The organism is Pseudomonas sp. p50(2008) (assembly GCF_015351605.1).
Lineage (GTDB): Bacteria > Pseudomonadota > Gammaproteobacteria > Pseudomonadales > Pseudomonadaceae > Aquipseudomonas.
Genome location: NZ_JACMYF010000007.1, coordinates 80614 through 92537 on the forward strand (window position 1 = coordinate 80614; position 11924 = coordinate 92537).

The 11924-nt window shown below is 58.9% G+C and carries 9 protein-coding genes and 1 pseudogene; 6 read left to right on the top strand and 4 right to left on the bottom strand.

Annotated elements, in window-relative coordinates; all coding sequences use genetic code 11:
- Nucleotides 1-154 precede the first annotated feature (154 nt).
- Nucleotides 155-1339: a 4-hydroxybenzoate 3-monooxygenase gene (gene pobA / locus H7698_RS20115; protein ID WP_442966312.1), complete on the top strand. Its 1185-nt coding sequence runs from the start codon at nucleotides 155-157 to the stop codon at nucleotides 1337-1339.
- 77 nt (nucleotides 1340-1416) lie between these two features.
- Nucleotides 1417-2934 (top strand): MDR family MFS transporter, encoded by a 1518-nt coding sequence (locus tag H7698_RS20120; protein ID WP_194692603.1) that lies wholly within the window; start codon nucleotides 1417-1419, stop codon nucleotides 2932-2934.
- A 151-nt stretch (nucleotides 2935-3085) separates the two neighbouring features.
- Here H7698_RS20120 and H7698_RS20125 read toward each other — a convergent pair whose 3' ends face one another.
- From H7698_RS20125 to H7698_RS20140, 4 genes are all read right to left on the bottom strand, one after another.
- Nucleotides 3086-3934: a cache domain-containing protein gene (locus H7698_RS20125; protein ID WP_194692604.1), complete on the bottom strand. Its 849-nt coding sequence runs from the start codon at nucleotides 3932-3934 to the stop codon at nucleotides 3086-3088.
- Nucleotides 3935-4110: 176 nt separating this feature from the next.
- Nucleotides 4111-4983, bottom strand: a complete 873-nt coding sequence (locus tag H7698_RS20130; protein ID WP_194692605.1) for an ATPase — start codon at nucleotides 4981-4983, stop codon at nucleotides 4111-4113.
- A 107-nt stretch (nucleotides 4984-5090) separates the two neighbouring features.
- A complete protein-coding gene (locus H7698_RS20135; protein WP_194692606.1) occupies nucleotides 5091-6083 on the bottom strand; it encodes an NAD-dependent epimerase/dehydratase family protein in 993 nt (330 codons plus the stop codon).
- A gap of 54 nt (nucleotides 6084-6137) precedes the next feature.
- Nucleotides 6138-7031 carry a LysR family transcriptional regulator ArgP gene (locus tag H7698_RS20140; protein ID WP_194692607.1) on the bottom strand — a complete coding sequence of 298 codons (894 nt, stop codon included), beginning with the start codon at nucleotides 7029-7031 and terminating at the stop codon, nucleotides 6138-6140.
- 97 nt (nucleotides 7032-7128) lie between these two features.
- On the opposite strand from H7698_RS20140, the gene H7698_RS20145 reads away from it, so the two are divergent.
- The 4 genes and pseudogenes from H7698_RS20145 to H7698_RS20160 all read left to right on the top strand — a co-directional run bounded on the left by H7698_RS20145 (nucleotide 7129) and on the right by H7698_RS20160 (nucleotide 11901).
- Nucleotides 7129-7530 (top strand): ACT domain-containing protein, encoded by a 402-nt coding sequence (locus H7698_RS20145; RefSeq protein ID WP_194692608.1) that lies wholly within the window; start codon nucleotides 7129-7131, stop codon nucleotides 7528-7530.
- Between the two features lie 6 nt (nucleotides 7531-7536).
- A complete protein-coding gene (locus H7698_RS20150) occupies nucleotides 7537-8139 on the top strand; it encodes a LysE/ArgO family amino acid transporter (RefSeq protein ID WP_162439666.1) in 603 nt (200 codons plus the stop codon).
- Nucleotides 8140-8315: 176 nt separating this feature from the next.
- Nucleotides 8316-8912 (top strand): superoxide dismutase, encoded by a 597-nt coding sequence (locus H7698_RS20155; protein ID WP_046033233.1) that lies wholly within the window; start codon nucleotides 8316-8318, stop codon nucleotides 8910-8912.
- Between the two features lie 969 nt (nucleotides 8913-9881).
- Nucleotides 9882-11901: pseudogene (locus H7698_RS20160) on the top strand (putative bifunctional diguanylate cyclase/phosphodiesterase).
- The last annotated feature ends 23 nt before the right edge of the window (nucleotides 11902-11924 follow it).

Sequence of the window (11924 nt, forward strand, 5' to 3'; positions counted from 1 at the left end):
TAATCGCACCGATTGGCAGAATGTACAGGTTTCAGCTCAGTTTTCCCCTTCAATTGACCGACTCGCAAGTGAAAAATGCAAGCACTCGATCCATAAAAATCATTCACCGGCCCTGGTCGCGTGAAGCTTGCGAGCCATAAAAACAATGAAAACGCTGAAAACCCAAGTCGCCATTATCGGCGCCGGTCCGTCTGGATTGCTGCTCGGCCAGCTGCTGCATAACGCCGGTATCGACACCCTCATTCTCGAACGCCAGACCCCGGATTATGTGCTCGGGCGGATCCGTGCCGGTGTCCTTGAACAAGGCATGGTAGAGCTGCTGCGCCAGGCTGGCGTGGGCCAGCGCATGGACGCCGAAGGCCTCGTTCATACCGGGTTCGACCTGGCACTAGACGGGCGTCAGGTGCACATCGATCTGCAGGCGCTGACCGGGGGTAAAACGGTGATGGTCTACGGCCAGACCGAGGTCACGCGCGACCTGATGGCCGCTCGTCAGGTCGCTGGCGCCACGACCCTCTATGGCGCGAGCAACGTAGAACTGCACGGGATGAAAACCGAAGAGCCGTACATCACGTTCGACAAGGACGGCGAAACCTTTCGGCTCGATTGTGACTACATTGCAGGCTGTGACGGTTTCCACGGCGTGGCGCGGCAATCGATTCCCGCCACCTGCCTGAATATTTTCGAACGGGTTTATCCGTTCGGCTGGCTGGGGATTCTCGCCGACACCCCTCCGGTCCACGACGAACTGGTCTACGCCCGCCATGAGCAAGGTTTTGCCCTGTGCAGCATGCGTTCAGCCACCCGCACCCGTTATTACGTCCAGGTCCCGGCAGACGACAAGGTTGAAAACTGGTCCGATGAGCGTTTCTGGGAGACGCTCAAATCCCGTCTGCCGACCGCTTTGGCGGACGCCCTCATCACAGGTCCGTCGATCGAGAAAAGCATCGCCCCGCTGCGCAGCTTCGTGGTCGAACCGATGCAATACGGTCGGATGTTTCTGGTCGGCGATGCTGCGCACATCGTTCCGCCGACCGGCGCCAAGGGTCTGAACCTGGCCGCCAGCGACGTGAGTACGTTGTTCAATATTCTGTTGAAGGTGTATCGCGAAGGACGCCTCGACTTGCTCGAGAAATACTCTGAGGTCTGTCTGCGCCGGGTGTGGAAAGCCGAGCGGTTTTCCTGGTGGATGACGTCGATGCTGCACCGGTTTGACGATCAGGACGCGTTCAGCCAGCGCATCACCGAGTCGGAGCTGGCGTACTTTGTCGACTCCGAGGCGGGTCGCAAAACCATTGCAGAAAATTACGTCGGCCTCCCCTACGAGGCTATCGAATAGCTTGCTATCGACTTACACTGCGAGCATCCCCGCGGGTCTTGCGGCTTGCGGGTCATTCACTGCCCGCAGGTTTTACCGTGACCAATCTCAAGCAGCCGGAAACGCCCAAGCCGGCCATTAAAAGCGTGCTGATTGCCCTGATGCTGGCGATTTTCCTCAGCGCACTGGATCAGACCATCGTGGCGGTCTCGATGCCCGCCATCTCCGCGCAATTCAAGGACGTCTCGCTGCTGGCCTGGGTGATTTCCGGCTACATGGTGGCGATGACAGTGGCCGTGCCGATCTACGGCAAACTCGGCGACCTGTACGGCCGGCGCAAGTTGATGCTGTTCGGCATGGGATTGTTCACGCTGTCGTCGTTGTTTTGCGGCATGGCCCAGAGCATGGAGCAACTGGTGCTGGCGCGGATTCTTCAGGGCATCGGTGCGGGGGGGATGGTCTCAGTCAGCCAGGCGATCATCGGCGACATCGTGCCACCTCGCGAACGCGGTCGTTACCAGGGCTACTTCAGCAGCATGTACGCCGTGGCCAGCGTGGCCGGGCCGGTGCTGGGGGGTTACATGACCGAGTACCTGTCATGGCGCTGGGTGTTTCTGATCAACTTGCCGCTGGGATTGATCGCGTGGCTGGTGGCCCATCGCACGCTGGTCGGGTTACCGGTACCACAACGCAAACCGATCATCGATTACCTCGGCACCGTGCTGATGATCATCGGTTTGACCGCGTTGCTGCTGGGCATCACCCAGGTTGGCCAGGGTTACGCGTGGCGCAGCAGCGAAGTGACCGGTCTGCTCGGTTGTGCGGCGCTGGTGTTGGCGCTCTTCGTCTGGCACGAGCGCCGGACGCGGGAGCCGTTGCTGCCCATGCATCTGTTTGCCAACCGCACCGCGATCCTCTGCTGGTGCACGATTTTCTTTACCAGTTTCCAGGCGATCTCGTTGATCGTACTGATGCCGCTACGCTTTCAGAGCGTCACCGGCGCGGGGGCAGACAGCGCGGCCTTGCACCTGTTGCCGCTGGCGATCGGTTTGCCGATGGGTGCTTATTTTGCCGGACGCCGGACCTCGGTGACCGGTCGCTACAAACCAATGATCCTGGGCGGCGCTGCGCTCATGCCGATCTCGATCGTCGGCATGGCCCTGAGCCCTCCGCAGGCGATGATGTGGAGCAGCCTGTTCATGGTGCTCAGCGGGATTGCCAGTGGCATGCAGTTCCCCACCTCATTGGTCGGAACGCAGAACTCGGTGGAACAACGGGACATCGGCGTCGCCACCAGCACCACCAATCTGTTTCGCTCCCTCGGCGGCGCGGTGGGTGTGGCGTTAATGTCGGCGCTGCTGCTGGCCCTGTTGCAGGATTCGAATTTCGCTCACCTGGCCGGCTCTACGCTGATCACCGAAGGCCACTCCGGGAGTGTCTTGCTCGATGGCTTGAACGCCGCGCCGGGTGAGGCGCAGGATGCCTTGCGTGCAGAGTTGCTGATGACGTTTAAGCATTTGCTGCTGGTGAGTGCGGCAGTGTCGTTGCTGGGATTGGCGGCGGCGATTGCGATGCCGAACGCCGTGTTGCGGGGGCGTGAGGATAAGGTTCGGTAGATGGACCGAGGTGCCTGCCTTCGCGAGCAAGCGTTGCTCCCACAGGGGATCTTCGATAGCCCAATCCCCCCGTGGCAGCAACGCTTGCTCGCGATAGCGGTCTAGCTGTCTAGCTGTCTAGCTGTCTAGCTGTCTAGCTGTCACTACTCTATCAAGGGCTGTAATACCCCACCGCCACCAGGAAATGCCCGACCTTCTTCAGGTAGGCATGCTTGGCCTCAACCTTCCCGGTCACCGGGTTCTTCCATTTATATTCATATTCACCGTAATCCTGCTTGGCGATCAGCGCCAAAATCGGTTCGCCCACCGGTTTACCGTCGGGGTCCTTGATCTTGCTGAAATCGGTGTTGATCAATCGCAGGTTGGTGCCGTGGGCGACATAGCGCTGGGTGTCCAGGTCCACCACGAAGACATACAGGTCATCCTGCAAGTAACCGCCCTTGAGGGAGTTGATCGCGGTCAAGGTGCCCTTCTCGTCCTTGGCCAGGTCGCCTGCTGCTTTGTTCAGCAACGCCATGGCTTGTTCCGCCGAAGCTCGTGGCAGGTAGTAACCCACCGCGAGAATGCGCTGGCCGATCCTCTGGTAGTAGACGTGCTTGCGCTCGACCTTGCCGTCGGTCCAGTTCTGCCAGCGATACTCGGCCTGCTGGATGCCATTGCCTTCAGGCACTCTCAAGGCGTCCTTGAAGGCTTTCTGCAAGTCCGGGCCGAGGACATCTGACACATCTCGACCAATCAACGCTGAAGACGGACCACCGCTGGCGAGCATCACGCCCTTGGTGTCGACCACAAAGACATAACGGTCCTTGTCGACAAACTCACCCTGGCGGCTGAACGCGGCGAAGGCCTTGTCGCCATTATCGTGGTAGTAGGCCAAGGCCTTTTCCAGCAAGGCGATGGCGGCCTTGCTGTCGTCTTTTTCTGTGCCTGCAGCGTGTGCCTGGCTCAAGCCGAGTAACAGCAAAGCCCCCAGCAACGCCAATCTTTGCAAAACCCCCATTGCGCATCCCTCGTTCCTATTGGTGTTTCAAGAGCGTAGACGGGATGGGGATATGTAGGAGTATTCAGGAAAACATGGAGGCTTGATGGCGCGAGGATTTGTTATGGGTACGAGTTGATGAGCTTCTGTGGCGAGCGAGCTTGCTCGCCACAAAAAGCTTCTTCAAACCCCGATTTTTATGGCCGCGCGTTGAGCTGCTTCGACAGCGTCTGGATCTGCGCCTGCAACGTGTTGATATTGCGGCTGACCTGACTGCGGAAGGCATCGAATTCCGCCGTGTTGCCACCCGAAGCCGCGGCCGGACGATTGTCCTGCTCGCTTTTGAGCACAATCATGTCCTGTTCCAGGCGCTCGATCGCCACACTCGGGTTGCCTTGCTTCTTCAGCGCAGCGATATCGGCGCCAAGGCTTTTGAGCTGCGCATCGATTTTGCTGGTGTCAGCCGGTGCGCTCTTCAGCGCGGCCAATTCGCTGCTCAACGTTTTGAGCTGAGCCTGCAACTGTGTATTGAGGGTTTGTTGCTCGGTAACCAGCGTGGTGGCCTGCGCCAGACGCTTATCCTGCTCGGCGGTTTGCGCCGTCATCTGGGCCAGGCGCTTGTCCAGGTCCGAGGCCTGACCGACCACGCCTTGCTGCTGTTTGCCCTGATCCTGAAGTTTGCTTTCCAGCTGCTTGATTTGCAGCTTCAACGCCTCGCTATCGCTGGAGACATTGGTCTGGCTGGCGACCACCTTGCCGGAGATATCCTGCAAGCGCCCCGCCGCTTCTTCACTGATGCGCGCAAAACTTTCCTGGGTCGCCACCAACTGCTGTTCCATCAGCGATATCTGCTGGAAGCTCCACCAGGCAAGACCGGCGAATGCAAAGAACAAAGCACCGACCAACGCCCACAGCGGACCGGTGCTCGGGCTTTTGACCTTGACCACAGGCGCCGGGCGCGAATGCACCGAGTGGCGAGCGGCGGGTACAAAATCATCGTCATCGAGGCTGTCGGCACGCAGGCTCGGTACATCATCGAAGTCGTCGTTGGCATCGTTACGCATGGACATTGAGTCAACCTTTGTGAAACGCGGTGATGGCTTGATGCGCCGCAGTATAACCCCCACGGCCGCATCGATTGACCCTGAACCCCCAACTCGGTTCAGTGACGGGTCTGTCAGTGAAGATCCTGGGCCTTCCACCAGCCACAGAATTCATCGAGTGCCGTCCAGAGACTGACTTTCGGATCGTAATCCAGATAATGCCGGGCGCGGCTGATGTCCAGAGTGAAATTTTTGTTCATCACCTGCATACCCAATCGCGACAAGGTCGGCTCGGGACGGCCCGGCCACAGTTTGCAAACGCCTTCATTAAGTGCCGCCACGCTGTAGGCCAAACCGAAGGAACGGTAGCGGGTAACCTGTGGGACTTCCATCTTGCGCATCACGTAATTGACCACATCCCACAGCGGAACCGGCGTTCCGTTGCTGATGTTGTACGCCTTGCCCAACGCCGAGCCACTGGCCAGCAGACTGCTGAGCAAGGCTTCGTTGAGGTTTTGCACACTGGTGAAATCGACCTTGTTCAGGCCATTGCCCACGATAGACAAACGTCCTTTGCGCTGCATTTTTAGCAGGCGCGGGAAGATGCTCATGTCACCCGCACCGGTCACGAATCGGGGGCGCAGGGCCAGGGTTTCGAGGCCGAACTCCTGGGCACCGAAGACCTTTTGTTCCGCCAGGTATTTAGTGGCGGCATAAGGGTGCTTGAAGCGCTTGGGGACTTGCTCTTCGGTCAATCCCAAATGATCGCGGCCATCGAAGTAGATCGACGGCGAAGACAAATGCACCAATCGTCGGACCCGTTGTTTCAGGCAGGCTTCGACCACGTTTTCAGTGACCTGGACGTTGCCTTGGTGAAAGTCCTGATAGCGCCCCCATAAGCCCACTGCGCCGGCACAGTGAACGACGGCTTCGACATCGGAGCACAAATCGCGGGCCAGTTCCGGGTCACTCAAGTCGCCCTGGATGAACTCGGCGCCACGACGCACCAGGTGTTCGACGCTTTCGGCCCGGCGACCGTTGACCCGCACGTCCAGGCCTTGCTCCAGGGCAAAACGCGCAAAGCGTCCGCCAATGAAGCCGCTTGCGCCGGTGACCAGAATTTTCATGTAGAGCTCCGATGTGTTTCGTTTTGCGTAATGCGTGTGTCTTGACGCTGCCCGTCAGTCCAACGGCACCAGCCATTGCTTGGATGAATGCACCAATTGATCGGTCAGTAACCCCAGCAACTGACCGCCATTGCGCCAATGATGCCAGTACAGCGGCACATCGATGGGCTTATCTGGCAACAACTCCACCAAAACACCACGCTCCAGTTGCTCGCGCACCTGCAACTCAGGCACCAGCCCCCAGCCAAGACCGGCCTCGGTCAAACGTATGAAGCCTTCGGAGGATGGGCATAAATGGTGTTCGAAACCGCCATCGACGCCCAGCGAAGCCAGGTAGCGGTGCTGCAGAAAATCGTCCGGACCGAACACCAACGCCGGCGTTCGGGACAACAATTCGGCGCGCACGCCCTCAGGAAAATGCCGGCCAATGAACGCCGGACTGGCCAACGCCCGGTAACGCATGGCGCCCAGGAGCACGCTGCGCGCACCTGCCACGGGACGCTCACTGGCACAGACACACGCCGCCACCTCGCCCGCACGCATGCGCTTGAGACCCACCGTTTGATCTTCGACCACCAGGTCCAGCAGCAGATGTTGTTGCGCACAAAACTCGCCCACCGCTTCGGCCCACCAGGTCGCCAGGCTGTCAGCGTTCAACGCAATGCGCAGGCGCTCGGGCAGACCTTCTTCATCCAGCGCCGGCACCAGCGTTTGCAAGTCTCGTTCAAGCAAGCGCACCTGCTGCACATGGTTGAGCAAGCGCCGGCCAATCTCGGTTGGCGCTGGCGGCGTTACCCGCACCAGCACGGGTTGGCCGACCCGCGCCTCCAGCAGTTTGATGCGCTGCGACACCGCCGATTGCGACAAACCGAGCACTTGAGCGGCGCGCTCGAAACCGGCCTGCTCGACCACGGCGGCCAAGGCAGAAAGCAATTTATAGTCGAACATCAGTTTTCCTAATGAGCGATCAGCATGATTGGTTTTTCTTATACAGCGTTCACGACGAGAATGACCAGCAAGAACTCTTGAACAAGGAACACTCCACATGGCTGGCGAAACTTCATTGGCAACACTGCTGCGCAGCATGAGCCCGCAACTCAACGCCGGCGAATACGTGTTCTGCACCCTGTGCGACGGTCAGTTGCCAGCAGGACTTGAGATTGTCGGCAGCTTTCGCGAGCAGGAAGGCCTGACGGTCATTCTGGAAAAGTCCCACGCCGAACGGGCAGGTTTCAGCTTCGATTACGTCGCCGCCTGGATCACCCTCAACGTGCACTCGGCCCTGGAAGCGGTCGGCCTGACAGCCGCCTTCGCCACTGCCTTGGGCAAGGCCGGGATCAGCTGCAACGTGATTGCCGGCTATTACCACGACCATTTGTTTGTCGGCCAGGCCGATGCCGAGCGCGCCATGGGCGTGTTGCGGGATCTGGCAGCCAACGCGGAGTAATATTTCATGTGGCAAAGCTATGTAAACGGCCTGTTGGTGGCCGCAGGGCTGATCATGGCGATTGGCACGCAGAACGCCTTTGTACTGGCGCAGAGCTTGCGACGTGAACATCACCTGCCGGTGGCGGCACTGTGCGTGGTGTGCGATGCATTGCTCGTGGCCGCCGGGGTCTTCGGCCTGGCGACGGTCCTCGCGCATAACCCGACGCTGCTGGCGGTCGCTCGCTGGGGTGGGGCAGTTTTTCTGATTTGGTACGGCAGCCTCGCGCTGCGCCGAGCCTGCTCGAAACAGAGCCTGCAACAAGGTGAAAACCAGACGGTGCGCTCACTTCGTGCGGTGATGCTCAGCGCGCTGGCCGTGACCCTGCTCAACCCGCATGTTTATCTGGATACGGTCCTGCTGATCGGCTCCCTCGGCGCGCAACAGACCGAGCCCGGTGCTTATGTGGTGGGTGCAGCGAGTGCTTCGTTGCTGTGGTTTTTCACCCTGGCACTGGGGGCTGCGTGGCTCGCACCGTGGCTGGCCAGACCGAGTACCTGGCGAATCCTCGACCTGCTGGTGGCAGTGATGATGTTCACCGTTGCCTTTCAACTGATAACCAGCGCCTGAATATTCCAAACAGCTCTGGAACCTCTATTCCACACAGTTGTTGCGTGGTTATGCCGCACCCCCGGTGCTATGATCCGATCCGATGCGCCGCAAAGAGTACAAACTCCCCGGCGCTTGTCTGGCCGCCCGTGATCGGCCTTGCGCTCACCGCAACTGACCTGATTAGGAGAATCATCATGGCTTTCGAATTGCCGCCGCTGCCCTACGCACACGATGCCCTGCAGCCGCACATTTCCAAGGAAACTCTGGAATACCACCACGACAAGCACCACAACACCTACGTCGTGAACCTGAACAACCTGGTGCCAGGCACCGAGTTCGAAGGCAAAACCCTGGAAGAAATCGTCAAATCTTCCTCGGGCGGTATCTTCAACAACGCCGCTCAAGTCTGGAACCACACCTTCTACTGGAACTGCCTGGCGCCAAACGCCGGCGGCCAACCAACCGGCGCACTGGCTGAAGCCATCAACACCGCGTTCGGTTCGTTCGACAAGTTCAAGGAAGAGTTCAGCAAAACGTCCATCGGCACCTTCGGTTCCGGTTGGGGCTGGCTGGTGAAAAAGGCTGACGGTTCCCTGGCCCTGGCCAGCACCATCGGCGCCGGCAACCCGCTGACCAACGGCGACACCCCGCTGCTGACCTGCGACGTCTGGGAACACGCCTACTACATCGACTACCGCAACGTTCGTCCGAAGTACGTCGAAGCGTTCTGGAACCTGGTCAACTGGAAATTCGTGGCTGAGCAGTTCGAAGGCAAAACCTTCACCGCTTAAGATCGATACCAGTCAAAAAAACCCGGCGTTTAGCCGGGTTTTTTTATGGAATTCAAAAAAGTAAAAGCACGTCTATCAGGCATTAATGGTCAGCTTCCCGGCCCAATCGTCGAAACCCCGCCCACACCAAACCATATCCCCACCGCCCTTGCCCTTGCCCTCCACCACTCAAGGCCGAGCGTTAGCTCGCCTAAAAGCTTTTGATCTTGATCCGGCTTTTGATCCACCCGCCCCTTCGGGAGGCCGAGTGGAGGTGTTCATCTGGGGGTCAGGCGCGAAGCGCCGTGCGGCGAAGCCGCACACATCGAGAGGAGGTCGTCGCGAAGCAGACCGTAGGCGATGCCCCCAGATGGACACCGGAGCGAGGGAACACCGAGCTTTAGCGAGGTGCCGTACGCTTGGGGCGAGCCTTTTTTTGCTTACTTTTTTTGGCGTTTGAAAAAAAAAGTGAGTCGCCGTAAGGGCGAAACCCTAAGTAGCCGTTACCGCAGCAATGGATATGTACACCTGCAAAAAAAAGGTCGCTGTCAGGCCGCCATCGCCAGCAGGCTAGCTCCCACAGGGATCGAGGTACATCCGCAAAAGACTGGTCGGCTATCAGGCCGTCATCGCTGGCAAGCCGGCTCCCAAAGTGGATCGAGGCATATCCGCAAGAAGCAGGTCCACCGCCAATTTCGCACAATGAAACCAGCCGCTGCCCCCTTGCCCCAACGCCACACCCGTCTACCATCAAATCAAAGGAAAATAGTTCTCGCCCCCCCTCAAGTTCAAGGACCCGACTACCGACACAGTACGAATAGGAAAAGACCTCAGACAACCGAAAATCGGCCAAGCTGCAGGCAAAATCTCCTGTGGATGAATGTCCCTTTGACTGACCTCACCGGATTGCCAATACTCATGGCAACTTGATGCTACCCGCACGGAACAAGGAATAGCCTTTTGAAGCTGGAACTCAAGAACAGCTTGTCGATGAAGTTGCTCCGGGTCGTGCTCCTGTCGGCATTGATCGTCGGCGTAGTCTTGAGCTGCGCGCAGATCGTGTTCGATGCTTATAAAACACGCCAGGCCGTAGCCAATGATGCCGAGCGCATCCTCGACATGTTTCGCGACCCTTCGACCCAGGCCGTCTACAGCCTGGACCGCGAAATGGGTATGCAGGTAATCGAAGGGCTGTTTCAGGACGACGCCGTACGCCAGGCTTCCATCGGCCATCCCAACGAAGCCATGCTCGCGCAAAAGTCCCGTGACTTGCAGCAGTCCGACAGTCGCTGGCTGACCGACCTGATCCTCGGCAAAGAACGCACCTTCACCACACAATTGGTGGGTCGCGGCCCGTACAGCGAATATTACGGCGACCTGAGCATCACCCTCGACACCGCCACCTATGGCCAGGGTTTCCGTCAGCTCGGTCATCATCTTTATCTCTGGCGTGCTACGCGCATTGGCCATGGGATTGGTGCTGTACCTGGTCTATCACTGGCTGCTGACCAAACCCCTGTCGCGAATCATCGAACACCTGACTGAAATCAACCCGGATCGCCCCAGCGCGCACAAGATCCCGCAACTCAAGGGTCACGAGAAAAACGAACTGGGTATCTGGATCAACACCGCCAATCAGTTGCTCGAGTCCATCGAGCGCAATACGCACCTGCGCCATGAAGCTGAGAACAGCTTGCTGCGCATGTCCCAGTACGACTTCCTCACCGGCTTGCCCAACCGCCAGCAACTTCAGCACCAACTGGACAAAATCCTGGTCGATGCCGGCAAACTGCAACGACGGGTGGCAGTGCTGTGCGTCGGGCTCGATGACTTCAAAAGCATCAACGAACAATTCAGCTACCAGACCGGCGACCAACTGTTGCTCGCCCTGGCGGATCGCCTGCGGGGCCATAGCGGTCGACTCGGCGCCCTCGCCCGTCTTGGCGGCGATCAGTTCGCCCTGGTCCAGGCCGACATCGAACAGCCTTATGAAGCCGCTGAATTGGCCCAAAGTATCCTCGACGATCTGGAAGCGGCGTTTGCCCTCGATCACCAGGAAATTCGTTTGCGCGCCACCATCGGAATCACCCTGTTCCCCGAGGACGGCGACAGCACCGAGAAGTTGCTGCAAAAAGCCGAACAGACCATGACGCTGGCCAAGTCCCGCTCGCGCAATCGGTATCAGTTCTACATCGCCAGTGTCGACACCGAGATGCGCCGTCGTCGCGAACTGGAAAAAGACCTGCGCGACGCCCTGACCCGTGACCAGTTCTACCTCGTTTACCAACCACAGATCAGCTACCGGGAAAACCGCGTGGTGGGCGTCGAGGCGCTGATTCGCTGGCAACATCCCGAACATGGGCTGGTGCCGCCCGACCTGTTCATCCCGTTGGCCGAGCAGAACGGCACCATCATCGCCATTGGCGAATGGGTCCTGGATCAGGCCTGCAAGCAATTGCGCGAATGGCATGATCAGGGTTTCGCCGATTTGCGCATGGCGGTGAATCTGTCAACGGTGCAGTTGCACCATGCCGAGCTGCCGCGAGTGGTCAACAACCTGCTGCAAATGTACCGCCTGCCGCCACGCAGTCTGGAACTGGAAGTTACCGAAACCGGCCTGATGGAAGACATCAGTACCGCCGCCCAACACCTGCTGAGCCTGCGTCGCTCCGGTGCATTGATTGCGATTGATGACTTCGGCACCGGCTACTCCTCACTCAGCTATCTGAAAAGCCTGCCCCTGGACAAGATCAAGATCGACAAGAGCTTCGTTCAGGACCTGTTGGACGATGACGACGATGCAACCATCGTCCGGGCGATCATCCAGCTGGGCAAAAGCCTGGGCATGCAGGTCATTGCCGAAGGCGTGGAAACCGCCGAGCAAGAGGCCTACATCATTTCCGAGGGGTGTCACGAGGGTCAGGGCTATTTCTACAGCAAGCCGCTACCGGCCCGGGAACTGAGCGCCTACCTGAAGCAGGCGCAACGCAGTAATGCCGCTATTTTATAAACGAAGCGTTCCCCTGTAGCAGC

Coding starts and splice junctions, on each gene's coding strand:
- H7698_RS20125 (WP_194692604.1), bottom strand. CDS start 3,934: ATGGGGGTTTTGCAAAGATTGGCGTTGCTGGGGGCTTTGCTGTTACTC.
- H7698_RS20130 (WP_194692605.1), bottom strand. CDS start 4,983: ATGTCCATGCGTAACGATGCCAACGACGACTTCGATGATGTACCGAGC.
- H7698_RS20135 (WP_194692606.1), bottom strand. CDS start 6,083: ATGAAAATTCTGGTCACCGGCGCAAGCGGCTTCATTGGCGGACGCTTT.
- H7698_RS20140 (WP_194692607.1), bottom strand. CDS start 7,031: ATGTTCGACTATAAATTGCTTTCTGCCTTGGCCGCCGTGGTCGAGCAG.
- H7698_RS20145 (WP_194692608.1), top strand. CDS start 7,129: ATGGCTGGCGAAACTTCATTGGCAACACTGCTGCGCAGCATGAGCCCG.
- H7698_RS20150 (WP_162439666.1), top strand. CDS start 7,537: ATGTGGCAAAGCTATGTAAACGGCCTGTTGGTGGCCGCAGGGCTGATC.
- H7698_RS20155 (WP_046033233.1), top strand. CDS start 8,316: ATGGCTTTCGAATTGCCGCCGCTGCCCTACGCACACGATGCCCTGCAG.